The organism is Nonomuraea sp. NPDC050556 (assembly GCF_044457355.1).
Lineage (GTDB): Bacteria > Actinomycetota > Actinomycetes > Streptosporangiales > Streptosporangiaceae > Nonomuraea.
This window is the reverse complement of the sequence record NZ_JBITGU010000001.1, coordinates 3643644-3669719: the sequence shown is the minus strand read 5'-3', so window position 1 is coordinate 3669719 and position 26076 is coordinate 3643644. Positions and strand designations below refer to the sequence as shown.

The following is a 26076-nucleotide window of genomic DNA, read 5'->3' as shown; positions in this document are numbered from 1 at the left end:
GTTGTGGTTTCGTGACGCTTTCTGTTGCACAGATCGACCGGGAGACCGACCAGCTCGTTGACGAGTGGCTCACTCTCCCCGAAGTGGCCAAGCGCCTTGACCTGACGATCGGGCGGGCCAAGCAACTCCTCAAGGACCACAAGCTCATCGGCGTACGCCGTGGGCGCGGCGGACCAGAGGTCCCCGCGGTGTTCATTGAGGGAAAGGATGTGGTGAAAGGGCTGCCTGGCACCTTGACGGTGCTCCAGGACGCCGGATACGACGACGTGGAGGCCCTTCGGTGGCTCTTCACCCCTGACGACTCGCTGCCAGGATCGCCGGTTGACGCGATCAGAGCCGGTCGCCACACAGAGGTCAAGCGGCGTGCCCAAGCCCTCGGTTTCTGACGCCAGGCTCTACCTCTGCACCGACGGGCGACGGGAGCGCGGCGACCTCGCCGAGTTCCTCGACGCCGTGCTCGCCAACGGGGTGGACATCGTCCAGCTGCGCGAGAAGGGCCTGGAGGCGCGCGAGGAGCTCGCGCTGCTCGAGGTCTTCCGCGACGCCTGCGACAGGCACGGCAGGCTCCTGGCGGTGAACGACCGGGCCGACGTCGCCTTCGCGGCGCGGCCCGACGTGCTCCACCTGGGGCAGGACGATCTTCCTGTGACGGTCGCTCGGGAGATACTCGGCGACGACATCGTCATCGGACGGTCCACCCACTCGGCGGCGGAGGCGTCGGCTGCCTCCGTGGAGGAGGGGGTCGACTATTACTGCTGCGGTCCCATCTGGCCGACGCCCACCAAACCTGGACGGCACGCGCCAGGGCCCTCGTTGCTGCGGCACGCGGCGGGTCTCGGGTCGCGTCCTTGGTTCGGGATCGGGGGGATCTCGTTGGAGAACCTCGATGAGGTCATGTCTTGTGGCGTGACCAGGGTCGTGGTGGTGCGCGCGATCACGGACGCAGAGGACCCTGGGGCGGCGGCCCGCGAGTTCGCCAAACGCCTGACCCCCTGACCACCCACCCCCGAGGGCTCCTACCGCCCTCGGGGCTCTACCTTTTCTTACGGTCACCGCTTTCTAACGGTCCCTCACGCCCTGGGGCTCTTGCGCCTCGCGATCGTGGGCTTGTGTCCGTGCACCTTGCGCCGGGCTCCGCCGTACCCCTTCTCGCCGCGCCGGCGCTCGGGAAGGCGCGCCCGAGAGGACCGCTCTCCGCGCTTCGCCGCACCGGCTCTCGGGAAGGCGCGCCTAGGAGGACAGCTCCCCGTGAGGCGTGCGCTCGCCACCTCGCGCAGCCTGCCCGAAAACGGGGGTCAGGTTTTGCGGCTGGTGGCGGCGACGGCGAGGTCGCCCAGTGCGGTGCGGGCCTCCGCGGTGATGGGGGCGTTGTCCAGGTGGGTCAGCGACTCCGACAGATAGTCGGCGATCATGTCCTCGCACTCCTGCAACGCCCCCGTGTCCTCGATGATCCCGCGCAACGTCGCCACCCCCTGCTCGTCCAACGCCGGGTCGCCCAGCAACCGCCGGACGATCTCCGCGTCGTCGGCGGACGCCGCGGCAAGAGTGCGGGCGACCAGCATCGTGCGCTTGCCCTCACGCAGGTCGTCCCCAGCCGGTTTCCCGGTCTGCGCAGGGTCGCCGAAGACGCCCAGGATGTCGTCACGCAGCTGGAAGGCGATCCCCACCCGCCTGCCGTACTCCACGCACAGGTCGTCGATCCACTTCTCGCGCGACCGGGCGGCCAGGACGAGGCCCAGGCGCAACGGCTGCTCCACCGAGTACTTGCCGCTCTTGTACAGAGCCACCCGCAGCGCCGAGTCGAAGGTGTTCTCGCCGTGCGCCTGCTCCAGGAGATCCAGATACTGCCCGCACATCAGCTCGGTCCGCATGTGGTCGTGCACCGGCTGCGCCGCCGCCAGCGACGGGGAAGGCAGCCCGCTCGTGCGCCACATCTCGCCCGACCAGATGAGCAGCAGGTTGCCCAGCAGGATCGCCGCCCCCTCGCCGAACTGCTCGGCGGAGCCGTACCACCCGGACTTCTCGTGCAACGTCTGGAACCGCCGGTGCGCCGACGGCATGCCGCGCCGCAGGTCGCTCTTGTCCATCACGTCGTCGTGCACGAGCGCGCTCGCCTGCAGCAGCTCCAGCGACGCAGAAGCCGTGAAGATCGCCGGATCGTCCCCGCCGCCCCCAGCGCGCCACCCCCAGTAACAGAAGGCGGGACGCAGCCGCTTGCCGCCGGACAGCAGCTCGCCGGCCGCGGTGATGAGGGGCTCCACATCGGAGTCCACGACCTGCCGGTCGATGAACTCCCTGAGGGAACGATCCACCTCGGTGCGGAGATCGTCCATGCTCGCGGCGTCACTGGTCATGCTCCGAGACTAGTGGCCGTTCGGCCAGCCTTCGATCTCCCGATGCCCCTGTGAACGCTGGTACCGGTAGCCTTTACCGCATGGCTCTGGGTCGACCCTCCATGCTTCCCGATCGTGTTCCCACCGTGCGCGAGCTGCTCGCGTCCGGCGAACGGTCGTTCTCCTTCGAGTTCTTCCCACCGAAGACCGACGAGGGCGAGCGGCAGCTGTGGCGTGCGATCAGGGAGCTCGAGGCGCTGCGGCCGACGTTCGTGTCGGTGACGTACGGCGCCGGCGGCTCGACCCGCGACCGGACGGTCGACATCGTGGAGCGGCTGGCCCACGAGACGACGCTGACGCCTGTGGCGCATTTCACCGCGGTCAACCACTCGGTGCGCGAGCTGCGCCACCTGGTGGGGCGGTTCGCGGACGCGGGGGTGCGCAACATCCTGGCCGTGCGCGGCGACCCGCCCGGCGACCCGGGCGCGGAGTGGGTGCGGCATCCGGAGGGCGTGCTGTACGCCGAGGACCTCGTCAAGCTGATCCGGCAGGCCGGCGACTTCTGCGTGGGGGTGGCGGCGTTCCCGTACAAGCACCCGCGCTCGCCGTCCATCGAGTCCGACACGTCGTACTTTGTCCGCAAGTGCCGGGCGGGGGCCGACTACGCGATCACGCAGATGTTCTTCCAGGCGGACGACTACCTGCGGCTGCGCGACCGGGTGGCGGCCGAGGGGTGCGAGACGCCGATCATCCCGTGCATCATGCCGGTGACGCAGATGAGCACGATCGCGCGGTCGGAGCAGCTGTCGGGGGCGCCGTTCCCTGCGGAGGTGGCGGCGCGGTTCGAGGCGGTGGCCGACGATCCGGCGGCGGTGCGGGCGTTGGGGATCGAGCACGGGACGGAGCTCTGCCAGCGGCTGCTGGACGAGGGTGCGCCGGGGATCCACTTCATCACGTTCAACCGCTCGAGCGCGAGCGGGGAGGTCTTCCAGAACCTCCACCCGCTGACGTCTTCCGTGAAGGCCTCCTGAGCCACTCCTCTGACGGCCGCGCCCTCGTCGACGGGTGCGGGTCCCGCTGCGGCGCGCCTCCTTTGGAGGCAACACGGCTAAGGGTATTAGGGCTGCGTGGGCTTGGGGCATTAAGGGCTTTGGGGGTACGGCGGAGCCGAGGGACGCGCCACTCGCCGACCGTGGCTGGGGTCCGTGGACCCACGCCACTCCAGGCCCTCATGGTCGGCCGCCGCAACAGCGCCCACCAAGCCCCTCCCAGGTCAGCCCCCCATGAAGCCCTGAGAGATCCCAAAGGCCCCCGAGTCCCGAGGCCGTTGAGGGCCGCTGAGAACCCTGAGGCCCCAAACCCCCGAAGCATCGAAAGGGGTCAGTCGGTGGTGAGGGCGGCGGTGGCGGTGCGGCCCGCGGTGGTGGTGCGGGTGAGGAAGTCGGCGATGACCTTCAGCTCCTCCTCCGAGTACCCGTCGCACAACGCGTCCACCGCCCCCGTCATCCCCGCGTAAAGCTGGAAGATCTCCGCATTCCGCTCCCGCACGCTCCGCAGCACCACGGCCCGCCGGTCGGCGGGGTCGCGTGAGCGTTCCACCCACCCCCCCTTCTCCAACCGGTCCAGGATCCCCGTCAGCGTCGCCGGATGCAGCCCCGCGAGCTTGGCCAGCGCCCCAGGGCTGATCGGGTTGTGCCTGCCGATGAGGTCGAGGCATTCGAGGTCCACGTCCTTGAGCCCCGCCCGCGCGCTCACCTGCCGGTTGAGCAGGTTCAACTGCACCCCCAGCTCACGCAGAGACTCCCTGACGGCGATGCTGAGCCGCCGCTTCTCCCGGCCCGGCCCAGATACTACGGAATTCATATGATATGGTCCTCATATTGTACGACTTTCAGAGCACAAGGGTACATGGAAGGGCAACCATGATCTTGGTTACTGGAGCGACGGGCCTGGTCGGACGGCTGCTCATCGAAGAGCTCGAAGCGGGCGGGGCGCAGTTCCGCGCCGTCAGCCGCAACCCGAAGACGACGGAAGAGCAGGGCGATCCGTCGAACCCGGAAACGCTCGCCGTACACCTGGAGGGCGTCACCACCCTCTTCCTCCACGCCAGAGCCGTGGGCGAGGCAGCGGCCGAGCTGGTCGACCTGGCCAAGCGCAAGGGCGTGCGCCGCGTCGTGGCCCTGGCCGCGATCAACGTCGACGACGACACGTCGCTGCAGCCCTCCCGCATGAGAGGCGACAGGAACCGGGAGGCAGACCGGGCGGCTGCGGGCAGCGGGCTGGAGTGGGTGAGCCTGCGCCCCAGCGCCTATGCCAGCAACGCGCTCGGCTTCATGGGCGCCCAGATCCGCGCCGGAGACGTCGTGCGCGGGCCGTACGCCGACTTCGCCGAGACCCCCCTGCACGAGCGCGACCTGGCCCAGGTGGCCGCGCGCGCCCTGCTCGACGACGGCATCAGCGGCAGGCTGGAGCTCACCGGCCCGCAGGCGCTCACCCACACCGAGATGGTCGAGATCATCGGCGCGGCCATCGGCCGCCCGCTGCGCTACCAGGAGGTCCCGCCGGAGCAGGCGGCGCGCGGCATGGTGGCCAACGGCCTGCCCGAGCCGTTCGTCGAGGCGCTGATGCGCCGCTACACCGACGGGCTCGGCGCGTTCGTCACCGACGAGGTGCAGCGCGTCCTCGGCCGCCCGGCCACGCCGTTCGCGCAGTGGGCGGCGGAGAACGCGGAGGCTTTCAAGTGAGGATCGTCATCGTCGCGGCGACCGGCGGCATCGGAAGGCACCTGCTCGCCCAGGCCGTGGAGCAGGGGCACGAGGTGACCGCGGTCGTCAGGAACCCGGCCAACCTGCCGGCGGGCACGAGGGCGGTCGCGGCCGACCTCGAAGACGACGACCTGACGGCGCTGCACACCGCCTTCCAAGGAGCGGACGCCGTGCTCTCCGGACTCGGACCGCGCTCGCCGAAGCAGGCGGGCATCACCGAGCCGGGCACCAGGAAGATCGTCACCGCCATGGAGGCGGTCGGCGTGCGCAGGATCGTGGTGGTCAGCGCCGCCCCGGTCGGCACCGTCGCCACGCCGAGCCGCCCGCACCCGCCCAGGCACGATCCGGGCGACGGGTTCCTCATGCGCCACGTGATGGCGCCCATCGTCGGCCGGGTGCTCAAGGAGCACTACCTGGACCTGGCGCTAATGGAGGACGTCCTGCACCAGGGCGGCCTCGACTGGACGATCGTCCGCCCGCCGAGGCTCACCGACAAGCCCGTGACCGGCCACTACCGCACCGCCTACGGGCAGAACATCCGCGGCGGCCTCACCGTCTCCAGGGCGGACGTCGCCCACCTCATGCTCGACGTCCTCGGCAGGCCGGAGACGGTGAAACAGACGATCGGAGTGGCCACCTAATGCGTCGGCGCCTCGCCCGACAGCCGCTGGGCGAGGTAGATCGGCACCACGGAGGCCAGGATGAGCGCGGCGGCGACCACGTTCACCACCGGCGCCTGGTTGGGACGGAACAGGTTCTCGAAGATCCAGATCGGCAGCGTCCTGGTGCCGGCCCCCGCGGTGAACGTGGTGACGATGATCTCGTCGAACGACAGCGCGAAGGCCAGCAGCCCGCCCGCCAGCAGCGCCGACCGCATCATCGGGAACGTGACCAGGCGGAACGTGGTGAACGGGTCGGCGCCCAGGTCGGCCGAGGCCTCCTCGGCCGACGTCCCGAGCCGCCGCAGCCGGGCCAGGACGTTGTTGTGTACGGTCACCACGCAAAACGTCGCGTGCCCGACGATCACCGTGAACAGCCCGAGCGGCATCCCGAGCACGTCGTGGAAGGTGTTGCCGAGCGCGATCCCGGTCACGATGCCGGGCAGCGCGATCGGCAGCACGATGAGCAGCGAGACGGTGTCGCGCCCGAAGAACCGGTAACGCTGGACGGCGAAGGCCGCCATCGTCCCCAGCGCCAGCGCGATCGCCGTCGCGCCGAGCGCCGCCTGGACCGAGGTCCACAGCGCGTCGCGCACCCCCGACGACTCCCAGGCCGCCGTCCACCAGCGGAAGGTCAGTCCGGGCGGCGGCCAGGCGAACGTGCGGTCGGCGTTGACCGAGTTGAGCACCACGATGAAGAGCGGCAGGTAGATCACCACGAGGCCGAGGCCCAGCGCCGACAGCAGCAGCGTCCTGGCCGTTCTGGACAGATGCATCAGAGGTTCTCCAGCGCGCCCGTGCGGCGGACCGCGGCCAGGTAGACGAGCATGATCAGGGCGGGCACGGTCGCCACGGCCGCCGCGAACGGCAGGTTGTTGGCCGCGCCGATGTTGTCGTAGACCACGTTGCCGAGCAGCTGCGAGCTGCCGCCGACGATCTTCACCGCGATGTAGTCACCCAGCGACAGCGAGAACGTGAAGATCGACCCCGCCACGATCGACGGGAACGCCAGTGGCAGCACCACGGTCCTGAACGTCCGCCACCCCCGAGCCCCCAGGTCGCCCGCCGCCTCCAGCAGCGAGTTCGGCAGCCGCTCCAGCCCCGCGTAGAGGGGCAGGATCATGTACGGCAGCCACAGGTACGACAGCGTCAGGACCGTCGCCCCCACGCCGAACCCCCAGCCCAGCAGCCCGCCCGACGACAGCAGCACCCGCCACGCGTACGCCTTGACCAGGTAGGACGCCCACAGCGGGGTCAGCACCAGGATGACCAGCCACCGCTGGGCCCGCGGCGAGGCCAGCTTCGCCATCGCGAACGCCATCGGGAACGCCACCACCAGGTCGATCAGCGTCACCGCGACGGCCACGCCCAGCGAGCGCAGCGCGATCGTCCTGTAGACCTCGCCGGTCGCCAGGTCCTGGAAGTTCGCCCAGGTGAAGGTCCTGACGAGGTCGCCGGTGAAGGTGTCCGTCGACCAGAAGGAGGTGAGGAACAGCGCGGCGAGCGCCCCCAGGTAGGCCACGCCCAGCCAGGCCATCGGCGCCGACAGCAGCAGCGACAGCCGTACGCCCGCGTGCCTGTGCAGGAACGCGGCCAGGCGGCCGCGCGGGCCTATCCCTTGATCTCGGTCCATGCCCTGGTCCACTGCGAGTAGTCCGTGCACTTCACGTCCGTGCGGCCGTCCAGGCACTGGGCGATCGGCGTGGTCCAGAAGTGCACCTTGCTGAAGTAGTCCTCGTCGGTGGCGTGGAAGGTGTCGCAGAACGACTTGTCGGCCGTCATGTCGCAGGCCTTGGCGTTGGCCGGGGCCTCGCCGAACCACTCGGCGACGGCGGCGTTGGCCTTGGGGGAGATGATCCAGTCGAGCCACCGGTAGGCGCAGTTGGGGTTCTTGGCCTTGGCGGCCACCATCCAGGTGTCCGACCAGCCGGTGCCGCCCTCCTTCGGCAGCACGGCCTTGACCGGCGCCTTGTCGGCCTGGGCGAGGTTGACGATGACCTGCCAGGTGGTGCCCAGCACGCTGTCGCCGCTCTTGAAGGCCTGGATCTCCTTGGTGTAGTCGGACCAGTACTCGCCGATGACCGTGCGCTGCTGCTTGAGCAGGTCGACGGCGGCGGCGAACTGCTTGTCGTCCAGGGCGTAGGGGTTCTTGATCCCCAGGTCGGGCTTGGCCGTCATCAGGTAGAGCGCCGCGTCCGCGATGTAGATCGGCGAGTCGTAGGCGGTGACCTTCCCCTTGTACGGCGAGGCCGGGTCGAACACCACGCTCCACGAGTCCGGCTCGGTCTTCACCTGGTCGGTGCGCCACATGAGCAGGTTCGCCCCGCGCCCGTGCGGCACGCCGTAGTTGACGCCGCCGATCGTGTTCCACGGCTTGTCCTTGAGCCCGGCGAACACGTCGGCGTAGTTGGGCACGAGCGCGGTGTTGACCGGGGCGACGTCGCCCGAGGCGATGAGGCGCAGCGAGGCGTCGCCCGAGGCGGAGACGGCGTCGTACTCGCCGGTCTTCATCAGCGCGACCATCTCGTCGGAGGTGGCGGCGGTCTTGGTGTTGACCTTGCACCCGCTGGCCTGCTCGAACGGGTGCACCCAGTCGACGGCCTTGTCGTTGGAGCCGTCCTCGGCGTACCCGGCCCAGGCGACCAGGTTGACCTGCCCCTCTCCAGCGCCGAGAGACTTCAAAGCATCGATCTTGGGCGGGGTGAAACCTCCGGCCTTGGGAGAAACGGGAGTGGAGGAGGAGCCGCAGGCGGCGAGGGTGAAGCAGAGGGCCACGGCGAGGAGTCGGGGAGTGCGCATGGTTACTCCTGATCAGGCGAGAGCGAATTCGTGGCTTCGGTACCAGACGAGCCGGACCTTCTCGCCGCGCAGACGTGACACGTCCATGGACGAGACCTGCTGGTTCTGCTGGAGCGCGATGAGGCGCCCGCCCGCCTCCAGGTCGACGACGAACCGGGTGGCCGGCCCGGCGTAGACGACCTCGGCGACGGTGCCGACCGCGGAACGTTCCTCGTCGCCGACCGGGTCGTCGAGCGCGGCGACGCGCAGCTTCTCCGGGCGGACGCTGAACGTGCCCTCCCGGCCCAGGACGTCGAGCGCGACCTGGCCGGACATCAGGTTGGAGGTGCCGACGAACCCGGCGACGAACGGCGTGGCCGGGCGCTCGTAGACCTCGGCGGGCGTGCCGGTCTGCTCGATCCTGCCGCGGTCGAACACCGCGATCCGGTCGCTCATCGTCAGCGCCTCCTCCTGGTCGTGGGTGACGAACAGGAAGGTGATGCCGACCTCGCGCTGGATCGCCTTGAGCTCGACCTGCATCTCCTCGCGCAGCTTGAGGTCGAGCGCGCCGAGCGGCTCGTCGAGCAGCAGCACGCGCGGTTCGTTGACCAGCGCCCTGGCCAGCGCGACCCGCTGGCGCTGGCCGCCGCTGAGCTGGCCGGGCCGCCGCTTCTCGAACCCGCTGAGCCGTACGGTCTCCAGCATCTTGAGCGCCCGCTCGCGGCGGCCGGGGACCTTCTTGACGCGCAGGCCGTACTCGACGTTCTCCAGCACGTTCATGTGCGGGAACAGGGCGTAGTCCTGGAAGACGGTGTTGACGTCGCGCTGGAAGGGGGCGAGCCGGGTGACGTCGCGCCCGCCGAGCAGCACGTTGCCCGCCGTGGGGGACTCGAACCCGGCGATCATCCGCAGCACCGTCGTCTTGCCCGAGCCCGACGGGCCGAGCATCGCGAAGAACTCGCCGTCGGCGATGTCGAGGTCCACCCCGGCGACCGCCTCGACGTCGCCGAAGCTCTTGCGTAACCCGCGCAGCGACACAGCGTGGTCTGGCATGGCAAGAAACATATGAGGTTAAATGTTTACGTGTCCAGAGCGCGTTCCGCCGTCTTCGCGCCCGTCGACAGCACCGCCAGGGTGGAGGCGGTCTCGCGCAGGCTGGCCGACGCGATCGTCTTCGGGCTGCTCGCCGACGGCGAGCAGCTGCCGAGCGAGGCGGAGCTCGCCGCCAGGCTCGCGGTGTCCACGGTCACCTTGCGCGAGGCGCTGACGATCCTGCGCCGCCAGGGCCTGGTGGAGACGCGGCGCGGCAGGGGCGGGGGCAGCTTCGTCCGCGCGCCCGACGGGCTGACCGCCGTTCGCGACCGGCTCGAGGGCTACGCCGTGGACGAGCTGCGCGACCTCGGCGACCACTACGCCGCCATCGCGGGTACGGCTGCGCGGCTCGCGGCGCAACGGGCGCTGCCCTCCGACCTGGCGCCGCTGCGGCGCTCGCTGGAGGAGATGGCTGCCTGCGACCAGTCAGCGGCGCTCGGCCGCCTGGACGGCCGGTTTCATATCGAGGTCGCCGCCGCATCGCAGTCGGCGCGACTCACTCAGGAAGAGATCCGGTTACAGGCTGACATCGGACCGTTGCTCTGGCTTTCCGGCGGTGGGCAGAATGAAGTGCTTCTCGCGCAACACCGGTCGATCGTCGAGGCCGTGACCCGGGGCGACGCCGACCGGGCCAGGGACCTCGCCGAGCGGCACGTGCTCGACGCGATCGATCACCTCATCGAGCTCCGACTGCGGGGAGGGCCATGATCGAGCGGGTAGTCCACAGTGTGGAGCAGACGGCCGAGCAGGTGTTCGCCGTCTTACGCGAGGTGCGCGACGCGGCGGCGGAGTCCATCAGCGCGTCCCCCAAGAAGGCCGACCTGGTGGCGTTGCGACCGCTGCTGTGGGACCGGCTCGGCTGCCTGGGCGCGCTCATCGCCGGGATCGGGTTCATCGCCGCCCCCGGGCTGCTGGCCGACGCGCCCTGGTACCTGGAGTGGTGGCAGGAGAACCCCGGCGGCAGACCGGTCCAGCTCCTGCGCGACCTCGACCCGGCGAGCAGCGCCTTCTTCGACTACACCCACTGGGACTGGTACACCGGGCCGCGGTCCGGGGCGGAACGCACGGTCTGCGGGCCGTACGTCGACTATCTGTGCACCGACGAGTACAGCCTCACCCTCGCCGTCCCCGTCACCGTGGGCGGCGCCTTCGCCGGAGTGGCCGCCGCCGACGTGTTCGTGCGCCGCTTCGACGCGGCCGTCCTGCCCGCGCTGCGCACGATCCCCGAGCCCGCCTTCCTGGTCAACGCGGAGGGCCGCGTCGTCGCCTCCACCACGCCCCGCTGGCTGGCCGGGTCGGTCTACCGCGGCGCCGAGGGGTTCCCCACTCACGCCATCGGGGGGTTGCCGCTGACCCTGGTGATCGGCAGGGGGAGCGGGGTGCCCGCGATGGCGTAGGCCTCGTGCCCGCCGGGGAACACGAACGGCGCCATGAGGTCGGTGAACCCCATCGACGCGTAGAGGTGACGGGCCGCCGTCGGCCGGTCGTGCGTCGACAGGACCGCGGAACGTTCCCTTCGCCCCGCGCACAGGGCGGAGACGAGCGAACGGCCCAGGCCCTTGCCCTGGTAGGCGGGGTGCACGTGGATCTCGGCCAGCTCGAACGCGTCGCCCAGCCACGCGTCCGCCACCTGCCTGCCCGACTGGTCGTCCAGCGCCCGGTGGACCACGTCGTGCCACCACTGGCCCGGCGCGCCGTGGAAACCGTAGGCGAACCCCACGGTCGCCTCGCCGGACACCGCGAACAGGCACTGGAAGAGCGGGTAGGTGCCGTGGCTGCGCATGATGTGGCGCCGGCCCGCGATCTGCTCGACCGGCGGCCGCATGGCCGCGGTGTAGATGTCGATCACGGTGTCCAGGCGCTCCGCGAACGCCACAGGTCCCGCGCCGCGCAGCTCGATCACTCGTCGCACCCTACTCCACGTCGACCGCCGTGCCGCCGGTGATGCGCAGCAGCTCGTCGAAGGTGGTCGGGAACACCGTGTGCGCGTGCCCGCCGGCCGCCCACACCACGTCGTGCTTGCCCAGCCACGTGTCGACCAGCGTACGCACGGGCGCCGGGTGACCCACCGGAGCCACGCCGCCGATGGTCTGCCCGGTCGCCTCCTTGACGAACTCGGGGGAGGCCCGCCGCACCTTGGCGACGCCGGCCGTACGCGCGACGAGGTCGACGTCCACGCGGTGGGCGCCGCTGGTCAGCACCAGCAGGGGAGCGCCGTCGGCGTCGAAGATCAGGCTGTTGGCGATGGCGCCCACCTCGCACCCGAGCTGGGCCGCCGCGGTCACGGCCGTCGGCGCGGACTCGGGCAGGACCACGATCTCGCCGGTGGCGCCGAGCTCGCGCAGGGCCTCGGCGACGCGCTCGGAGCTGGGGTGCAACTTTTCCGCCATGCGCTCACTCTAAACAAGTTGACGCTTGTATTGCCCCGACTTGGTGGTGCGCTAGTGTCCTTTGATTCGATTGTTAATGGTATGAGGGGATGGGCATAGTGAGGCACTTCGGAGCGGCCGCTCTCCTGACCGCAGCCGTGGTCGCTCTATCCGGGTGCGGCGCGGTGGAGCGTTCCGCGGCACCTTCGCCGGTCGCGGTCACCGTCGCCGCCGCCGGTGCTTCCGTGACGGCACCGGCCACCATCACGGCTCCGACCAAGAAGCTCAAGCTGGGCGCCAAGGGCAAAGAGGTCAAGTGGCTGCAGGCGCGGCTGGCCGAGCTGGGATACAAGCCGGGCAAGGCCGACGGGCGCTACGGCGGCACGACGCTGATGGCGGTGTGGGCGTTCCAGAAGGTCAACGGTCTCAAGCCGTCCAGCACGGTCGCCGCCCGCACGTGGGCGGCGCTGGAGAACCCCAGGTCGCCCAAGATCCTCGTGCCGAACGGCAAGGCCACCAGGGTCGAGGTGAACCTCACCAAGCAGGTCATGGTGTTCTACGCCGACGGGGCGCCGAAGATCATCTCGCACATCTCTTCCGGCAGCGGCGTGCCGTACTGCGAGACGGCCACGTGGCAGGGCGAGACGAAGAAGTTCTGCGGCTCGGCCAGGACGCCCACGGGCAACTACAAGACCACCTGGCGGGCGAACGGCTGGCACAAGTCCTACCTGGGCCAGCTCTACAACCCGATCTTCTTCAACGGCGGCATCGCGCTGCACGGCGCGCTGTCCGTCCCGCTCTACCCGGCGTCGCACGGCTGCGTGCGCCTGCCGATGAACGTCGCCGAAGTGCTGCCCGGCCTGCTCGGCAAGGGCGTCCCGGTGCACGTGCGCGGCGCGTTCAAGCGCTGAGCTCGGCCCAGAGCTCCTCTGGGACCGGTTGCCAGAACGCCTCGACGTTGGTCTTGACCAGCGTCGGGGCGTGGGCGCCGATGAGCACCGACGAGACTCCTGGTTGACGCAGGGGGAAGCGCATCGCGGCCCCCGCCAAGGTCACCCCGTGCCGCGCGCACGCCCGCGCCATCCGCGCGACCTCGGGCGGGGCGTCGAGGGGCGGGTCGGCCAGCAGCCCTCGGTGGAACACGCTGCCCGCCACGACCCGGATCCCTCTCGACGCGCACAGCGGTACCAGTTCCTCCAGCGCCGTCCTGCGCAGCAGGGTGAGCTGGTTGGCGGCCAGCAGCACGTCGGGGTCGGTGTGGTTCACGAAGTCGACCAGCATGCGCGACTGGTTCATCCCCACCCCGATCGCCCCCACCACGCCCTGCGAGCGCAGCTCGGCCAGCGCGGGGAAGCCCTCCTCGACGGCCTGACGCCAGTGGTGGTCCGGGTCGTGCAGCAGCAGGATGTCCACCCGGTCCAGGCCCAGCCGCTCCAGCGACTCCTCCAGGCTGCGCAGGACGCCGTCGCGGCTGAAGTCCCACGCCGCGTGCCGGTCTCCCGGCACCTCGAACAGCCGCTCGCCGCCAGGGCCCGGCCGTACCAGCCTGCCAGCCTTGGTGGACAGCAGGTAGGAGCTCCTGGGCAGGCCGCGCAGCGCCCGGCCCAGGCGCCGCTCGGACAGGCCGAGGCCGTAGTAGGGCGCGGTGTCGAAGTAGCGGATGCCCGCCTCCCACGCAGCCGCGACCACCGCCTCGGCCTCCTCGTCGGAGATCGCCCGCAGGTAGTTGCCCAGCGGCCCGCCGCCGAGCCCCAGCTCCGGCAGGTTCACAGGTGCACCCAGGCGGTCACGACCCGCTCGACCGCCTCCAGGTGGTGGTCCTGGCCCGCCTCCACGACCAGGACGTCACCGGCGGCGAACGGCGAGGCCGTCCCGTCGACGTGCGCCACGCCGGAGCCGGACAGGATGAGGAAGACCTCGCGGCCCTCGTGGGTGTGCGGGCCGCCGTCGTGGCTGACCTCGCCGGGTTCCAGGGTGGACACGCCATGGGAGCTCACGGATCACCTTCCTGCCATGCCGGTGAGGGTGACGCCCCTGATGAAGGTCTTCTGCGCGAGGAAGAACAGGACCACGATGGGCGTCATCGAGACGAGGGCGACCGCCATCATCTGGTTGTACTGGTTCACGTACTGGTCGGTGAACATGGCCAGTCCCTGCGGCAGCACGAACTTCCCCGTCGTCCGCAGGTAGATCGACGGCTCCAGGTACTGGTTCCAGTTGCCGACGAAGGAGAACAGGCAGATCGCCGCCAGCGCCGGCTTCGACAGCGGCAGCATCACCTTCCACAGGATGCGCAGCTCTGAGGCGCCGTCGATGCGGGCGGCGTCGATGAGCTCCTGCGGGATGGTGGTGAAGAACTGCCGCAGCAGGAAGATGTAGAGCGCCACGCCGAAGAACTCGGGCACCACGAGCGGCAGGTAGGTGTCCACCCAGCCGAGCTTGGAGAACAGGATGAACTTCGGCACCAGCGTGATCTCGCGCGGGATCATCATGGTGGCCAGCAGCGCCGCGAACATCACCCCGGCCGCCCGCGTCCGCATCCTGGCGAAGGCGTAGGCGGGCAGCACGCACGAGACCAGGTTCCCCAGCATCGACAGCGCGGTGATCATGATCGTGTTCATGAGGAACGTGGTGAACGGCAGCGAACCCGACCAGCCGCGCTCGTAGTTCTCCCAGTGGAAGGAGTCGGGCAGCCACTGCGGCGGGAAGGCGAGGTTGGCCTCGTCCGACTTCAGCGACGTCGTCACCATCCACAGGAACGGCAGCAGGAACACCGCCGAGGCCACGCCCAGCAGCACGTACGCACCAGAGCGCCGGATGCGCCGGATCCGCTCGGCCTGCGCCGAGGTCAGCTCAGCGGAACTCATAGTGCACCCACCGCCTGGCAAGGGAGAACTGCGCGGCCGTGACCGCGATGATGATCGCGAACATCGCCCACGACAGCGCCGCCGCATAGCCCATGTCGAAGTACACGAACGCGTGCCGGTAGATGTACAGCCCCAGCACCATCGTGGCGTTGCCCGGCCCGCCCTCGGTCATCACGAGGATCAGCACGTAACCCTGCAGCGCGGCGATGAACCCGGTCACCACGTTGAAGAAGATGACCGGCGACATCATCGGCACCGTCACCGACCAGAACCTGCGCCACCACCCGGCCCCGTCGATCTCGGCCGCCTCGTACAACGATCGGGGGATGCCCTGCAGCCCGGCGAGGTAGATGACGATGGTGTTGCCCGCGCCCCACACGCTCATCAGGACCAGCGCCGGGATCGCCCACTCCTGCGAGGCCAGCCAGCCGGGCCCCTCGATGCCGGCCACCGCCAGCACCTTGTTGATCAGCCCGTAGTCCGGATGCAGGATGTTCAGCCACAGCAGCGCCGTGGCCAGCCCGGACACCACCGACGGCATGTACATCACGGTGCGGAACAGCCCCTGCAGGCGCAGCGGCTGGTTGAGCAGCAACGCCATCAGGAAGGTGAACGTGACGCCCAGCGCGACCGAGCCCAGCCCGTACTTCGCGGTGTTGGCGATCGCGCCCCAGAAGTCGGGGTCGGCGACCATCCGCTCGTAGTTGGCCAGCCCCACCCACCTGGGCGGCTTCAGCAGGTTCCACTCGGTGAAGCTGATGGCGACGGCGGCCAGGATCGGCCCTCCGGTGAAGAGCACGAACCCGGCCAGCCACGGCGAGACGAACAGGTGGAACCGCCTGGCCTCGCGCCGAGCCAGTGTGGCCGTCATCCGATCTTGTTCTCGGCCAGGAGCGGGCCGACCTTGGCGGCGATCTCCTTCAGGGCGCTTCCCGCGTCGGCCTTGCCGATCATCGCCCGCTCCCAGACCGGTTTGGCGGTGTCGACGATCTTCTTGGTGGCCGGGAGGCGCAGGACGCCGTCGCTGGTCGCGTAGTCGGCGAGGATCTCCTTGACCAGCTCGGCGGTCTCCTTCGGGATGCCGAGCGCCTCGGCGTTGGGCAGCCAGGCCGACTGCCTGGCCGGGGCGCTGATCCTGCGGAACTGGTAGCCGGAGGTGGACAGGAACTCGTACATGTAGATCCAGGCGGCGTCCTTCTGCTGCGAGGCGGCCGTCATCACCAGCGCGCTGCCGACCGCCGGGCTGAACCGGCCGGCCGGGCCCTTGGGCACGTGCGTGGCGCCCCACTTGAACGCCTTCTGCTTGGCCAGCTCCGTCATGATCCAGGCGCCGTTGATGTGCAGGGCGGCGTGGCCCGACTTCCACGGGTCGACCTTCTCCAGGAGTTGCAGCTCGGCCAGGCTCGGCGTCGCCCTGTCCTTGGTCAGCAGGTCGAGCCACAGGGACATGACCTTCTGGGCCTCCGGCCTGTCGATGAGGACCTGCGTCTCGTCGGCCGACAGGAACCGCCCGCCGTACGGCATGAGGAAGACGGTCGACAGGTCGGGGGCCGGGGTGGGGGTCGGCGAGAAGCCGAAGACCTTCTGCGCGCCCTCGCCGCCGGTCAGCTTCCTGGCGGACTCGACGAGCTTGTCGAAGGTCCAGCTCTCGTCCGGATATTTCAGGCCCGCCCGGTCGAAGAGGTCCTTGTTGTAGAAGAGCAGCTTGGGCGCCATGTCGGTGGGCAGGCCGTACAGCCTGCCGTCGCGCTGGAAGTAGGCCAGACCTGCCTTGGGCAGGTCGGACATGCCGAACTCGGGCGTCCTGGCGATGAAGTCGTCGAGCGGCTGCACGATGTCGTTGCTGATGAAGTTCTGCGTCCAGGAGTAGTGGTTGTACATCACGTCGGGCAGCGAGCCGCCCGCCGCCTGGGCCATGTACTTGGTGAGGAAGCCGTCGAAGGTCGAGGTCTCGCGCTTGATCTCGATGTTCGGGTGGCGCTTCCTGAAGAAGAAGTCGAACTGGGCGTTGCGCACCTCGGCGATCACGTCCGAGGTGGTGGCCACGGTGATGACGACCTTCCCCGCCGGGTCGGCTACACCGGTCTTCGGCCAGGTCAGCGAGTTGTTCAGCGCCTCGGCCTCGGCGTAGGGCCAGGTGTCGTTGCCCGGCCGGTTCGGGTCGAGGGTGGGGACGCCAGACTTCACCGGCGCCGCCGCCTGCTTGCGCTGCCTGGTGTCACCGGCGCACGAGCTGAGCAGGGGTACGGCTGCCGCGAGCGCCAGCATCTGGCGGCGGTTCAGGTCCATGGGGGTGGCCTTCGTCTTGGCTCAGAGATCCGATGGCTGGACGGTAGACCGGGTAATTAACTTCGTCAAGAATTGAATTGCAAGCGGTTGCACCTTAGGCTCGGGCCGGTTGTGATGGGGCAGACCTCCTATCTATCCCTTGGGGAAGGCGGCACACCGATGTTGTGGACGTTGGCGGCGCACGGGCTCGAGGCGGTCGTGGAGCTGTCGGGAGCGGGCGAGCTCACGCTGGAGGTGCCTGGTGTGGTGCGGCCGTCCAGGCTGGGGCTCGTGACGGCGCACGCCGATCTGACGGCCGGGCTGGCCTTCGAGGGGCTGAGCCGGGTGGAGATCGACGAGAGCTACACGACGGTGACGGGGAAGCGGCTCGCGCACCGCTACGTGGCCTCCGAGTGGACGTTGTCCTTCTCCCAAGGGATGGATCTACAGGTCAGGGTGGGTGGGCAGGGGGTGGCGTACCGGTATGTGGTCCGGTGGTCGGGGCCGGTCACCGTATGCCAGGAAATTTCGGAGTACGTGGTGGATCCCGCGGCTCGGGCCGTGCTGCTGCCGTACGAGAACGGGCGGTGCGACTACGAGGAGATCCACCGCCACACCACGGTCGGCGCGGCCGAGCCGATCCTCTACGGCTACCCGTCGCTCTTCCAGGTCGGCGACGCCTGGCTGCTGGTCACCGAGGCGAACCTGGACAGCGGCTACGCCGGGTCGCGGCTGCGCTTCGACGGGCGTGCCTTCGCGCTCGACCTGCCCGACCCCTACGTGACCTCGGCCAGCCCGCTGGTCACCCCGTGGCGCACGATGATCATCGGGGAGCTGGCCGACCTCGTCGGGAGCGACCTGGTCACCTCGCTGGCCGCGCCGTCCCGGGTGGCCTCCACGTCCTGGATCAAGCCGGGCGCCGCGGCCTGGTCGTGGTGGTCGGACGGGCCGTCCACGCGCGACCTGGAGGCGCAGAAGCGCTGGGTCGACTTCGCGGCGTCGATGGGCTGGCCGTACGTGCTGGCCGACGCGGGGTGGAACAAGGAGTGGATGCCCGAGCTCATCTCCTACGCGGCCTCCCGGGGGGTCGGGGTGTGGCTGTGGTCGCACTGGCAGCACGTCGACACCGAGCTGGAGCACCGCGAGAAGCTCGCCCTCTGGAAGGGGTGGGGCGCCGCCGGAGTGAAGATCGACTTCACCGAGTCCGACGGGCAGGACAGGATGCGCTGGTTCGACGCCGTCCTCGCCGCGACCGCGCGGCTGGAGCTCATGGTCGTCTTCCACGGCGGCACCATCCCGCGCGGCACCGAGCGCACCTGGCCGCACTTCATGACGGCCGAGGCGGTCAAGGGCGCGGAGTGGATCAAGCCGAGGCCGGGCAAGGAGCCGCTCTACCCGGCCACGCACTACCTCTCGCTCGCCTTCACCCGCAACATCCAGGGGCCGATGGACTTCACCCCGTGCACGTTCACCGCGGTCCGGACGATCTCGGCCGGGTTCGAGCTGGCCCTGGCGGTGATCTTCGAGTCGGGGGTGCAGCACTTCGCCGACTCCATCGAGGCGTACCGGTCGCGGCCGGAAGCCCTGGAACTGCTCGCCCGCGTGCCCACGGCGTGGGACGACACCGTGCTGCTCTCCGGCGACCCGGCCGACCACGTCCTCATCGCCAGGCGCTCCGGCGAGGAGTGGTTCGTCGGCGCCGGGGTCGCGGGGGAGGCGCGGACGGTGACTGTACCCCTCCACGAAGGGGAGTGGACCGCCCGGATCTACCGGGACGCGCCCGGCGACCGGCTCCTCGCCGAGACGGTGACGGCGGCAGGCAAGCTCGACATCCCCGTGGCAGCCAACGGCGGCTTCGCCGTACACCTGAGGAGAAACACATGATCAAATACCTGGCCGCCGTGGTCGGCCTGCTGATCACCCTCACGCCCTTACAAGGGTACGAGCGGTGGGACAAGCGCTGGGACCCCAGCCCGCGCCGCGACGGGCTCAGCGCGTTCGAGGGGCTGGAGGACGACAGGCGCGGCTCCGACCCCGAGCACTACCCGCACATCTTCACCGAGGGCGACGCCTGGAAGTTCACCATGTTCACCGCCGCCCGCGACGGCGCCGACCGGCAGCGCAACGAGGTGCGCGGCATGCGCGACAGCGCAGGGAAGGCGCTGGAGATACGCAAGGACGAGACCTGGCGGCTGTCCTGGAAGATGTACATCCCGGACACCCTCGACGCGACCAGCAACTTCACCCACATCTGGCAGGTGAAGACCTCGGACACCGGCACGCCCGTCATGCAGCTCACCCTGCCGATCAAGAACGGCGTGCCGTCCATCGAGGCCCGCTACTGGACGCTCGCCGACAACCAGGTGCACCCCTTCGCCGACACCCCGCTGGAGCCGATCCAGAACAGGTGGGTCACCACGACCGTGGAGTGGAAGTCGTCGGACGCCGGATACATGCGCTGGACGCTCCAGGACGGCTACCGCACCCTCGTGGACCAGCGCGTCGACAACATCGACCTCAACTGGAGCGAGGAGCAGTACAACCGCCCCAAGTGGGGCATCTACCGCAGCATCAAGAGCACCGGGCTGCAGGACACCTACCTGCTGATCAAGGACCTCAGGGCCTGGACGCAGGGCCCGGTCAACCCGCCCGTCCAGCTGCCCGCCCCGGCGCCCGGCGGCTACGAGGCCGAGCGCGTCGGCAACGTCTTCGAGGGCGCTGCGGAACCCGTCTACTGCAGGATCTGCTCGGGCGGCAGGAAGGTGCTGCTCATCGGCGGCAACACCTACGACTACACGGTCGTCAAGGGCGTGCTGTCCGAGACGACGGGGACGAGGCAGATGACCATCCACGCGGTGGTCGACGGCGCGCAGACGTTCCGGGTGAGCGTCAACGGCGAGAACTCCTTCGACGTCCCGATGACCGGCGTCAAGGACCAGGTGAGTACGGTCACCGTCCCCGTGAACCTGATCGCCGGGGTCAACCAGATCCGCTTCTTCAACCTGGCCGCCCGCTCGCCCGAGCTGGACAGGATCGTCATCTCCTAGAGGGTGAACAGCGCCTGGATGGAGACCGAGGCCGCGCCCCTGGCCCACTGCTCGAAGGGCCTGGGGCGCAGGATCAGGCGGCACTCCGCCGCCGCGCCGAACGCCTGGCCGTCGAAGGCGCTCCTGATCTGCTCCTCGAACAGCGGGTACGAGGCCAGCCCTGACTCGTCGCCGGTCACCACGATGCGCTCGGGGCCGACCAGGTTGGCCATGGCCGCCATGGCCAGCCCGATCGAGTGCCCGGCCGCCGCGAACACCTCGCGCACCCGCTCGTCGCCCGCGTGGGCCGCGGCCACCGCCGCCTCGAAGGTGAGCGCGGGGTCGCCGGTCGCCGCCCTGGCCGCCTCCAGCAGCGGCGCCGTGCCCGCGATGGCCTCCACGCAGCCCCGCCCGCCGCAGTGGCAGGCCGGGCCGTCGCCGTTGACCGGGATGTGGCCGATCTCGCCAGCCACGCCGTACGCGCCCGCGACCACCCGGTCGTTGACCACCAGGCCGCACCCGATGCCCACGCCCACCGTGACCAGGGCGAAGGAGGCGGCGCCTATGCCCTCGCCGAACCACTGCTCGGCCACGGTCAGCGCCTTGACGTCGTTCTCCACCGTCACCGCGAGCCCGGTGGCGCGTCCGGCGAGCGCGGCCAGATCGACCTGGCGCCAGCCGAGGAAGGGGGAGTAGCGCACCACGCCGCCCGCCCGGTCGACGTCGCCCGAGACGGCCAGGCCGAGGGAGCGGCACCGCTCGGCGTAGGCGGGATCGGTGGCGAGGAGCCTGGCGACGAGGCCGGCCAGCGCGGACACCACGCCGTCCGGGGTCAGGTCGGTGAGCGGCGCGTGCGCCGAGGCGAGGACCTGGGCGCGCAGGTCGGTGACGACGCCGATCAGCTCGTCCGAGGTGATCTTGATTCCGGCGAAGAACTCCCTGTCGGGCCTGATGACGAGCGGGCTGGCCGGACGGCCGGCGCCGGGTCCGGAACGTTCCGTCGCGGCGAGCTCCTCCAGGTAGCCCGCCTCGATGAAGGGCCGCGCCGCCTTGGTGACGGCGGCCGACGACAGGCCGGTGCGCCTGGCGACCTCCACGCGGGAGATCGGGCCCTGCGTCAGGACCATGGTGAAGACCGTGGCTGCCGACGGGCTGGTCAGGGGTTCTGGACGCATGAGAGGCATCCTAGCGGTAATTAACTTCGTCAAGAATTGAATTGAGGGCAAAACGCCCTTAGGCTCCCGGACATGCCTTCCGTGACCTTCGACGCGGCCAGCCGTACCTGGCTGCTGCGTACGCCTGCCTCCAGCTATGTCCTCGGCCTCGGACACGACGGTACCCCGGTCGGGCTCCACTGGGGACCGGTCCTGACCCTGGAGCAGGCGGCGGCGCTGCCGCGCGGGTTCGGCGGCGGGGCCAGCAGCTTCGACGGGCCAGAAGAAGCGGACGAGCTGGTGACGGAGGCGGGCGCCCGGTTCACCGCGCCGTCGTTGCAGCTCGTCTTTCCCGGCGAGGCGCGCGGGGTGGTGTGGGTCTACCGGGATCACGCGATCGACGACGGGCACCTCGTGGTGCGGTTCGCCGACGCGCACCAGCCCTTCGAGATCGACCTGCACTACCGGGTGCGCGGCGAGGTGATCGAGCGGTGGTCCGTGCTGCGCTCCGGCGTGCCGGTGACCGTGCTGCGGTGCGACTCCGCCTCGTGGAGCGTTCCCCGCCTGGAGGACTACCGGCTCAGCCACGTCGTGGGCGGGTGGGCGTCCGAGAACGGGCTGCGCCGTACCGAGCTGACGGTCGGGGAGACGGTGCTGACCAGCAGGCGCGGGCTGAGCAGCCACCACGCCAACCCCTGGGTCATGGTCGACGGCGGCGAGGCCACCGAGCGCCACGGCGAGGTGTGGAGCACCGCGCTGGCCTGGAGCGGGAGCTGGCGCATCACCCTGACCCGCACCCCGTCCGGGCGCGCCACGTGGACCGGCGGATTCGGCCACGAGGGCCTCGTTCGCACGCTCGAACCCGGCCAGGAGTGGACGACGCCCGTCTTCGCCGGGCACTACAGCGCTGAGGGGTACGGCGGAGCCAGCAGGGGATGGCACGCGTTCGTGGCCGATCACGTCCTCCCGGAGCCGGACGAGCTGCGTCCCGTGGTCTACAACGCCTGGGAGGCGGTCGGCTTCGAGGTCGGCGAGGACAACCAGCGGCGGCTGGCCAAGCTCGCCGCCGACGTGGGAGCCGAGCTGTTCGTCATGGACGACGCCTGGTTCGGCGGGCGCACCAGCGACCGGGCCGGGCTCGGCGACTGGTGGCCCAACCCGGAGCGCTTCCCGGACGGGCTCGCTCCCCTGATCGACGAGGTGCACCGGCTCGGCATGCGGTTCGGGCTGTGGGTCGAGCCCGAGATGGTCAACCCCGACAGCGACCTCTACCGCGAGCACCCCGACTGGGTGCTGCACCAGCCGGGGCGGCCGCGCACCGAGCTGCGCAACCAGCTCGTGCTCAACTTCGCCCTGCCCGAGGTGGCCGACTGGGCGCACGGGTGGCTGGACAAGCTGGTCACCGAGCACGAGATCGACTTCCTCAAGTGGGATTTCAACCGCGCCCTCACCGAGGCGGGGCCGGGCGACGAGGTGTGGATCGAGCACGTGCGGGCGGTCTACGCGCTGATCGACCGGCTCCGCGCCGACCACGCCGGGCTGCGCATTGAGGCGTGCGCGGGCGGCGGCGGCCGTACCGACCTGGGGATGCTGGCGCGCACCGACCAGGTGTGGGCGTCGGACAACACCGACGCGCACGACAGGATCGGGATCCAGCGGGGGTTCAGCCAGATCTACCCGGCGCGGGTGATGGCTTCCTGGGTCAGCGACAGCCCCAACCCGACCACCGGGCGGCGGGTGCCGCTGCGTTTCCGCTTCCACGTCTCGATGGCCGGAGCCCTGGGGATCGGCGGCAACCTCCTGGAGTGGTCATCCGAGGATTTGTCAGAGGCTGCCGCTCTGGTCCGGATTTATAAGGACATCAGGCCGGTTGTCCACCTTGGCCGTCAGGACAGGCTGGCTTACGGCGTGCAGTACACCTCGGCGGACCGCGTCGTCGTGCTCGCCTGGCAAGGTCCTTCCGCGTACGGCACGCCGCTCGCGCCGCTGCGCCTGACCGGGCTCGACCCCCAGGAGCGCTACGAGGACGAGGACACCGGCGCGATCCACCACGGCGCCCTGCTCATGTCCCACGGGCTGACCCTCGCGCTCGGCGGCGGCGACTACACCAGCGTGCTCATCCGGCTGCGACCAACCCGTTCCGGACGGTGAGCGCCGCTCGCCGGACGGCGTCCCAGACCTCGTCCGGCGAGTCGCCCCGCATCATCGAGGCCATCACGGTGAGCTTGGTCGCGCCCATCATCGCCCCGACCGCGGCCGTGGCGTCGACCAGGTCGACGCCGTAGGCCTCGTGCAGTGCCCTGGCCACGCGCAGCTGGCTGTCGAACAGCAGCTGCAACGCCCTGGCCTGGAGGGCGGGCTCGCGCATGATGAGGCGCAGCCGCAGCGGGCCCAGCTCCCTGGACGGCTGCTCCTCGTCGTCCGCCCAGCGCTGGCTCTCCATGATCATGCGCATCAGCAGGTCGGGGATCCCCTCGCCGGGCAGCCGCTCCGCCACCAGACGGGTGGTCTGCTCGATGATGGCGCGGGAGCCGTAGAAGACCACGTCCTCCTTGCCGGTGAAGTAGCTGAAGAACGTCCGCGTCGAGACGTCGGCCGCCTCGGCGATCTCGGCGAGCGTCGTCCGCTCGAACCCCTGCTCGTCGAACAGGCGCAGCGCGGCCTCGATCAGCGCGCGTCTGGTGCGCAGCTTCTTGCGCTCGCGGATGCCCATGGCCGAATTTTATTGCATCCATTGAAAATTTGCATCAGGTGATGTGTTCTGGGGATATGACTCTTCCCAGGGAACGTCAGCGCCCGTTCGACCCGCCAGACGAGCTCAAGACGCTTCCGGCCCTCGGCCGGATGACCTACCCGGACGGTCACAACGGCTGGCTCGTCACCGGCTACGCGGCCGCCCGCGCCATCCTCGCGCACCCGGGGTTCAGCAACCTGCCGCAGCACGAGCACCAGCCCATCGCGCAGCGCGGGAAGCTGGTCAAGGCGCTGGGCGAGCGGGACATCCCGCGGCCCAAGGGCATGTTCCTGCGCATGGACGCGCCCGACCACACCCGCTTCCGGCGGCTGCTCACCGGGCAGTTCACCGTACGCAGGATGAAGGACCTCGAACCGCGCATCGCCGAGATCGTGTCCTCGTGCCTGGACGCTCTCGCTGCTTCCAAGCCCGCCGACCTGGTTTCCGCTTTTGCGCTTCCCGTGCCGTCGCTGGTGATCTGCGAGCTGCTCGGCGTGCCGTACGAGGACAGGGGCAGGTTCCAGGCGGACGCGCGCGTGCTGCTGAACCTGGAGTCCGAGCCAGAGGCGCTGGTCACGGCGTTCGGGGCGATGTTCGGTTATTTCGCCGAGCTGGTCGCGCGCAAGAGGGCGGATCCTGGCGACGACCTGCTCAGCGGGCTCGTGCTGGGCGGGGAGCTCGAGGACGAGGAGCTGGTGGGGGTCGCGGCGCTGCTGCTCATCGCCGGGCACGAGACGACGGCCAACATGCTCGGCCTCGGCACGTTCGCGCTGCTCACCAACCCGGCGCAGCTCGCGCTCATGCGCGACGACCCCTCCGTGGTGGACAACGCGGTCGAGGAGCTGCTGCGGTACCTCACGATCATCCACCTCGGGCCGGTGCGGACCGCGCTGGAGGACGTCATGATCGACGGGATCACCATCTCGGCGGGGGAGTCCGTGACGTTCTCCCTGCCCGCCGCCAACCGGGATCCCTCGCGGTTCTCCGCGCCTGACGAGCTGGACTTCACGCGGTCCGCTTCTGGGCATTTGACCTTCGGGCACGGGATCCATCAATGCCTCGGTCAGCAGCTCGCTAGGATCGAGATGCGGATCGGGTATCCCGCGCTTTTGCGGCGATTCCCCGGGCTGCGGCTGGCCGTACCGGCGTCAGAGGTGCCGATGCGGTCGGAGATGACCATCTACGGGGTGCACAGATTGCCGGTGACATGGTGAAGATCAAAGCAGACACGACGGTGTGTATCGGGGCGGGGATGTGCGCGCTCACGGTGCCTGAGGTCTTCGACCAGAGCGAGGAGGAGGGGACGGTCGTGGTGCTGGTCAACCCGGTACCCGAGGACCGCGAGGCCGCCGTCCGCCGCGCCGTCCAGCTCTGCCCCTCAGGCGCGATCAGCGTCCTCTAACCCTCTACGGCGGCCTCCGCGGTTTGCCTGCGTCCTGCTCGCGGCTTCGCGGGCTCTTATGGTCGTCCAGCTTGCGGCTTCGTGGCCTTTCGCGGCTTTGACGACCCCTTCCTGTGGGCCGCCCCTTGAGGGTGCTCTTCTTTGGTTGGCGCCGCCCGTGGCTCCCCGCCCGGACGGCGCCAACCTCCTCCCCACCGGCCACACCGCCGGAGGCTTTCTGCGCGTACGGCTCCGCCAGGGCAACGCCTCGGCGCCGTGCCCCGCACCCACCCGCGCGACCTCTGCGCGCCACCCCTCGCGCAACGCCACCCCCAGCGCCCGCCAGCGCGACGCCACCCCGCGCGCCTACCAGCGTGACGCCCCCGCGCAACACCACTCCCCACGCACCCGCCAGCGTGACGCCCTCGCGCAACAGCGCCTCAAGGACCACCCGAACACTAGGGCGGCCCGATATATCCCTGCTTTAAATCCCCTATCCCTCTTCCCGGGTGGGGGCTCAACCGATTCGTATCTGGGGTTGTGGGCAGGAATGAGCAGTCATGATCGAACCTGTGTTCGCGAACCGGTTGACAGCCAAGGGTGATCGAAATTATGTTCGATGCAGTGACGTGAGGCTCGCGGCTCGCGTC

The 26076-nt window shown here is 69.9% G+C and carries 28 protein-coding genes; 13 read left to right on the top strand and 15 right to left on the bottom strand.

All coding sequences use genetic code 11. The features are described from left to right. Nucleotides 1-11 precede the first annotated feature (11 nt). Together ACIBG8_RS17365 and thiE are read left to right on the top strand one after the other, a co-directional pair. Entirely contained in the window at nucleotides 12-386 is a 375-nt protein-coding gene (locus tag ACIBG8_RS17365) for an Rv2175c family DNA-binding protein (RefSeq protein ID WP_397343732.1), read from the top strand. After that, nucleotides 364-996, top strand: coding sequence for a thiamine phosphate synthase (gene thiE, locus ACIBG8_RS17360; protein ID WP_397343731.1), 633 nt, complete (start codon nucleotides 364-366; stop codon nucleotides 994-996). Before ACIBG8_RS17365 ends, thiE begins: the two co-directional genes overlap by 23 nt. Before the next feature lie 299 nt (nucleotides 997-1295). Here the strand turns inward: thiE and ACIBG8_RS17355 are convergent, their stop codons facing one another. Next, a complete protein-coding gene (locus ACIBG8_RS17355) occupies nucleotides 1296-2354 on the bottom strand; it encodes a polyprenyl synthetase family protein (protein ID WP_397343730.1) in 1059 nt (352 codons plus the stop codon). A gap of 80 nt (nucleotides 2355-2434) precedes the next feature. Here ACIBG8_RS17355 and metF point away from each other — a divergent pair, with 80 nt between their 5' ends. Beyond that, the gene (gene metF, locus ACIBG8_RS17350; RefSeq protein WP_397343729.1) at nucleotides 2435-3364 is read left to right on the top strand and encodes a methylenetetrahydrofolate reductase [NAD(P)H]; all 930 of its coding nucleotides are present in this window, start codon (nucleotides 2435-2437) and stop codon (nucleotides 3362-3364) included. Nucleotides 3365-3713: 349 nt separating this feature from the next. On the opposite strand, the gene ACIBG8_RS17345 is transcribed toward metF, so the two are convergent. Further along, on the bottom strand, nucleotides 3714-4196 hold the full coding sequence (locus ACIBG8_RS17345; protein ID WP_397343728.1) for a MarR family transcriptional regulator: 483 nt from the start codon (nucleotides 4194-4196) through the stop codon (nucleotides 3714-3716). A 59-nt stretch (nucleotides 4197-4255) separates the two neighbouring features. Here ACIBG8_RS17345 and ACIBG8_RS17340 point away from each other — a divergent pair, with 59 nt between their 5' ends. Then, the gene (locus tag ACIBG8_RS17340) at nucleotides 4256-5077 is read left to right on the top strand and encodes an NAD(P)H-binding protein (protein ID WP_397343727.1); all 822 of its coding nucleotides are present in this window, start codon (nucleotides 4256-4258) and stop codon (nucleotides 5075-5077) included. Next, nucleotides 5074-5739, top strand: a complete 666-nt coding sequence (locus ACIBG8_RS17335) for an NAD(P)-dependent oxidoreductase (protein ID WP_397343726.1) — start codon at nucleotides 5074-5076, stop codon at nucleotides 5737-5739. Before ACIBG8_RS17340 ends, ACIBG8_RS17335 begins: the two co-directional genes overlap by 4 nt. On the opposite strand, the gene ACIBG8_RS17330 is transcribed toward ACIBG8_RS17335, so the two are convergent. From ACIBG8_RS17330 to ACIBG8_RS17315, 4 genes are read right to left on the bottom strand one after another with little or no spacing between them, the layout of a single operon-like run. Further along, on the bottom strand, nucleotides 5736-6533 hold the full coding sequence (locus tag ACIBG8_RS17330) for an ABC transporter permease (RefSeq protein ID WP_397343725.1): 798 nt from the start codon (nucleotides 6531-6533) through the stop codon (nucleotides 5736-5738). The two genes, ACIBG8_RS17335 and ACIBG8_RS17330, sit on opposite strands and share 4 nt — an antisense overlap. Then, on the bottom strand, nucleotides 6533-7390 hold the full coding sequence (locus tag ACIBG8_RS17325) for an ABC transporter permease (protein ID WP_397343724.1): 858 nt from the start codon (nucleotides 7388-7390) through the stop codon (nucleotides 6533-6535). Before ACIBG8_RS17325 ends, ACIBG8_RS17330 begins: the two co-directional genes overlap by 1 nt. Next, the gene (locus tag ACIBG8_RS17320; protein ID WP_397343723.1) at nucleotides 7369-8556 is read right to left on the bottom strand and encodes an ABC transporter substrate-binding protein; all 1188 of its coding nucleotides are present in this window, start codon (nucleotides 8554-8556) and stop codon (nucleotides 7369-7371) included. Before ACIBG8_RS17320 ends, ACIBG8_RS17325 begins: the two co-directional genes overlap by 22 nt. 12 nt (nucleotides 8557-8568) lie before the next feature. Then, nucleotides 8569-9588: an ABC transporter ATP-binding protein gene (locus ACIBG8_RS17315; protein ID WP_397343722.1), complete on the bottom strand. Its 1020-nt coding sequence runs from the start codon at nucleotides 9586-9588 to the stop codon at nucleotides 8569-8571. 30 nt (nucleotides 9589-9618) lie between these two features. Between ACIBG8_RS17315 and ACIBG8_RS17310 the strand changes: the two genes are divergently transcribed. Further along, nucleotides 9619-10335 (top strand): FadR/GntR family transcriptional regulator, encoded by a 717-nt coding sequence (locus ACIBG8_RS17310; protein WP_397343721.1) that lies wholly within the window; start codon nucleotides 9619-9621, stop codon nucleotides 10333-10335. After that, nucleotides 10332-11024 carry a cache domain-containing protein gene (locus tag ACIBG8_RS17305; RefSeq protein WP_397343720.1) on the top strand — a complete coding sequence of 231 codons (693 nt, stop codon included), beginning with the start codon at nucleotides 10332-10334 and terminating at the stop codon, nucleotides 11022-11024. The genes ACIBG8_RS17310 and ACIBG8_RS17305 overlap by 4 nt, the downstream gene beginning before the upstream one ends. Here the strand turns inward: ACIBG8_RS17305 and ACIBG8_RS17300 are convergent. Both ACIBG8_RS17300 and ACIBG8_RS17295 read right to left on the bottom strand, forming a co-directional pair. Then, the gene (locus ACIBG8_RS17300) at nucleotides 10955-11530 is read right to left on the bottom strand and encodes a GNAT family N-acetyltransferase (protein ID WP_397343719.1); all 576 of its coding nucleotides are present in this window, start codon (nucleotides 11528-11530) and stop codon (nucleotides 10955-10957) included. The two genes, ACIBG8_RS17305 and ACIBG8_RS17300, sit on opposite strands and share 70 nt — an antisense overlap. Before the next feature lie 10 nt (nucleotides 11531-11540). Continuing rightward, nucleotides 11541-12017 carry a YbaK/EbsC family protein gene (locus ACIBG8_RS17295; protein ID WP_397343718.1) on the bottom strand — a complete coding sequence of 159 codons (477 nt, stop codon included), beginning with the start codon at nucleotides 12015-12017 and terminating at the stop codon, nucleotides 11541-11543. Between the two features lie 89 nt (nucleotides 12018-12106). On the opposite strand from ACIBG8_RS17295, the gene ACIBG8_RS17290 reads away from it, so the two are divergent. Continuing rightward, nucleotides 12107-12907: a L,D-transpeptidase family protein gene (locus tag ACIBG8_RS17290; protein WP_397343717.1), complete on the top strand. Its 801-nt coding sequence runs from the start codon at nucleotides 12107-12109 to the stop codon at nucleotides 12905-12907. Here ACIBG8_RS17290 and ACIBG8_RS17285 read toward each other — a convergent pair. Genes ACIBG8_RS17285 through ACIBG8_RS17265 form a run of 5 tightly spaced genes read right to left on the bottom strand, consistent with a single transcriptional unit; the run spans nucleotide 12897 to nucleotide 17152 of the window. Beyond that, nucleotides 12897-13766, bottom strand: coding sequence for an aldo/keto reductase (locus ACIBG8_RS17285; RefSeq protein WP_397343716.1), 870 nt, complete (start codon nucleotides 13764-13766; stop codon nucleotides 12897-12899). The genes ACIBG8_RS17290 and ACIBG8_RS17285 overlap by 11 nt on opposite strands. Next, complete coding sequence (locus ACIBG8_RS17280; protein WP_397343715.1) at nucleotides 13763-13993, bottom strand: cupin domain-containing protein; 231 nt, start codon at nucleotides 13991-13993, stop codon at nucleotides 13763-13765. Before ACIBG8_RS17280 ends, ACIBG8_RS17285 begins: the two co-directional genes overlap by 4 nt. 3 nt (nucleotides 13994-13996) lie before the next feature. Further along, nucleotides 13997-14863 (bottom strand): carbohydrate ABC transporter permease, encoded by an 867-nt coding sequence (locus ACIBG8_RS17275; protein WP_397343714.1) that lies wholly within the window; start codon nucleotides 14861-14863, stop codon nucleotides 13997-13999. Next, on the bottom strand, nucleotides 14850-15734 hold the full coding sequence (locus ACIBG8_RS17270) for a carbohydrate ABC transporter permease (RefSeq protein ID WP_397343713.1): 885 nt from the start codon (nucleotides 15732-15734) through the stop codon (nucleotides 14850-14852). Before ACIBG8_RS17270 ends, ACIBG8_RS17275 begins: the two co-directional genes overlap by 14 nt. After that, a complete protein-coding gene (locus ACIBG8_RS17265; RefSeq protein WP_397343712.1) occupies nucleotides 15731-17152 on the bottom strand; it encodes an ABC transporter substrate-binding protein in 1422 nt (473 codons plus the stop codon). Before ACIBG8_RS17265 ends, ACIBG8_RS17270 begins: the two co-directional genes overlap by 4 nt. Before the next feature lie 159 nt (nucleotides 17153-17311). On the opposite strand from ACIBG8_RS17265, the gene ACIBG8_RS17260 reads away from it, so the two are divergent. Together ACIBG8_RS17260 and ACIBG8_RS17255 are read left to right on the top strand one after the other, a co-directional pair. After that, complete coding sequence (locus ACIBG8_RS17260) at nucleotides 17312-19015, top strand: glycoside hydrolase family 97 catalytic domain-containing protein (protein WP_397343711.1); 1704 nt, start codon at nucleotides 17312-17314, stop codon at nucleotides 19013-19015. Next, nucleotides 19012-20178 carry a hypothetical protein gene (locus tag ACIBG8_RS17255; protein WP_397343710.1) on the top strand — a complete coding sequence of 389 codons (1167 nt, stop codon included), beginning with the start codon at nucleotides 19012-19014 and terminating at the stop codon, nucleotides 20176-20178. The genes ACIBG8_RS17260 and ACIBG8_RS17255 overlap by 4 nt, the downstream gene beginning before the upstream one ends. Here the strand turns inward: ACIBG8_RS17255 and ACIBG8_RS17250 are convergent. Continuing rightward, complete coding sequence (locus ACIBG8_RS17250; RefSeq protein WP_397343709.1) at nucleotides 20175-21332, bottom strand: ROK family protein; 1158 nt, start codon at nucleotides 21330-21332, stop codon at nucleotides 20175-20177. The two genes, ACIBG8_RS17255 and ACIBG8_RS17250, sit on opposite strands and share 4 nt — an antisense overlap. Before the next feature lie 72 nt (nucleotides 21333-21404). On the opposite strand from ACIBG8_RS17250, the gene ACIBG8_RS17245 reads away from it, so the two are divergent. Next, complete coding sequence (locus ACIBG8_RS17245) at nucleotides 21405-23462, top strand: alpha-galactosidase (protein WP_397343708.1); 2058 nt, start codon at nucleotides 21405-21407, stop codon at nucleotides 23460-23462. On the opposite strand, the gene ACIBG8_RS17240 is transcribed toward ACIBG8_RS17245, so the two are convergent. After that, nucleotides 23428-24024 (bottom strand): TetR/AcrR family transcriptional regulator, encoded by a 597-nt coding sequence (locus tag ACIBG8_RS17240; RefSeq protein ID WP_397343707.1) that lies wholly within the window; start codon nucleotides 24022-24024, stop codon nucleotides 23428-23430. The two genes, ACIBG8_RS17245 and ACIBG8_RS17240, sit on opposite strands and share 35 nt — an antisense overlap. Nucleotides 24025-24080: 56 nt before the next feature. Here ACIBG8_RS17240 and ACIBG8_RS17235 point away from each other — a divergent pair, with 56 nt between their 5' ends. Continuing rightward, nucleotides 24081-25259, top strand: coding sequence for a cytochrome P450 (locus ACIBG8_RS17235; RefSeq protein ID WP_397343706.1), 1179 nt, complete (start codon nucleotides 24081-24083; stop codon nucleotides 25257-25259). Beyond that, entirely contained in the window at nucleotides 25253-25447 is a 195-nt protein-coding gene (locus tag ACIBG8_RS17230; protein ID WP_397343705.1) for a ferredoxin, read from the top strand. Before ACIBG8_RS17235 ends, ACIBG8_RS17230 begins: the two co-directional genes overlap by 7 nt. Nucleotides 25448-26076 lie beyond the last annotated feature (629 nt).

Excerpts from the sequence above, each read along its gene's own strand:
- ACIBG8_RS17275 (WP_397343714.1), bottom strand. The coding sequence starts at position 14,863 with ATGAGTTCCGCTGAGCTGACCTCGGCGCAGGCCGAGCGGATCCGGCGC.
- ACIBG8_RS17255 (WP_397343710.1), top strand. The coding sequence starts at position 19,012 with ATGATCAAATACCTGGCCGCCGTGGTCGGCCTGCTGATCACCCTCACG.
- ACIBG8_RS17320 (WP_397343723.1), bottom strand. The coding sequence starts at position 8,556 with ATGCGCACTCCCCGACTCCTCGCCGTGGCCCTCTGCTTCACCCTCGCC.
- ACIBG8_RS17260 (WP_397343711.1), top strand. The coding sequence starts at position 17,312 with ATGTTGTGGACGTTGGCGGCGCACGGGCTCGAGGCGGTCGTGGAGCTG.
- ACIBG8_RS17265 (WP_397343712.1), bottom strand. The coding sequence starts at position 17,152 with ATGGACCTGAACCGCCGCCAGATGCTGGCGCTCGCGGCAGCCGTACCC.
- ACIBG8_RS17245 (WP_397343708.1), top strand. The coding sequence starts at position 21,405 with ATGCCTTCCGTGACCTTCGACGCGGCCAGCCGTACCTGGCTGCTGCGT.
- ACIBG8_RS17230 (WP_397343705.1), top strand. The coding sequence starts at position 25,253 with ATGGTGAAGATCAAAGCAGACACGACGGTGTGTATCGGGGCGGGGATG.
- ACIBG8_RS17325 (WP_397343724.1), bottom strand. The coding sequence starts at position 7,390 with ATGGACCGAGATCAAGGGATAGGCCCGCGCGGCCGCCTGGCCGCGTTC.
- ACIBG8_RS17270 (WP_397343713.1), bottom strand. The coding sequence starts at position 15,734 with ATGACGGCCACACTGGCTCGGCGCGAGGCCAGGCGGTTCCACCTGTTC.
- ACIBG8_RS17345 (WP_397343728.1), bottom strand. The coding sequence starts at position 4,196 with ATGAATTCCGTAGTATCTGGGCCGGGCCGGGAGAAGCGGCGGCTCAGC.
- ACIBG8_RS17240 (WP_397343707.1), bottom strand. The coding sequence starts at position 24,024 with ATGGGCATCCGCGAGCGCAAGAAGCTGCGCACCAGACGCGCGCTGATC.
- ACIBG8_RS17305 (WP_397343720.1), top strand. The coding sequence starts at position 10,332 with ATGATCGAGCGGGTAGTCCACAGTGTGGAGCAGACGGCCGAGCAGGTG.
- ACIBG8_RS17330 (WP_397343725.1), bottom strand. The coding sequence starts at position 6,533 with ATGCATCTGTCCAGAACGGCCAGGACGCTGCTGCTGTCGGCGCTGGGC.
- ACIBG8_RS17295 (WP_397343718.1), bottom strand. The coding sequence starts at position 12,017 with ATGGCGGAAAAGTTGCACCCCAGCTCCGAGCGCGTCGCCGAGGCCCTG.
- ACIBG8_RS17340 (WP_397343727.1), top strand. The coding sequence starts at position 4,256 with ATGATCTTGGTTACTGGAGCGACGGGCCTGGTCGGACGGCTGCTCATC.
- ACIBG8_RS17355 (WP_397343730.1), bottom strand. The coding sequence starts at position 2,354 with ATGACCAGTGACGCCGCGAGCATGGACGATCTCCGCACCGAGGTGGAT.
- ACIBG8_RS17290 (WP_397343717.1), top strand. The coding sequence starts at position 12,107 with ATGGGCATAGTGAGGCACTTCGGAGCGGCCGCTCTCCTGACCGCAGCC.
- ACIBG8_RS17315 (WP_397343722.1), bottom strand. The coding sequence starts at position 9,588 with ATGCCAGACCACGCTGTGTCGCTGCGCGGGTTACGCAAGAGCTTCGGC.
- metF (WP_397343729.1), top strand. The coding sequence starts at position 2,435 with ATGGCTCTGGGTCGACCCTCCATGCTTCCCGATCGTGTTCCCACCGTG.
- ACIBG8_RS17235 (WP_397343706.1), top strand. The coding sequence starts at position 24,081 with ATGACTCTTCCCAGGGAACGTCAGCGCCCGTTCGACCCGCCAGACGAG.
- ACIBG8_RS17250 (WP_397343709.1), bottom strand. The coding sequence starts at position 21,332 with ATGCGTCCAGAACCCCTGACCAGCCCGTCGGCAGCCACGGTCTTCACC.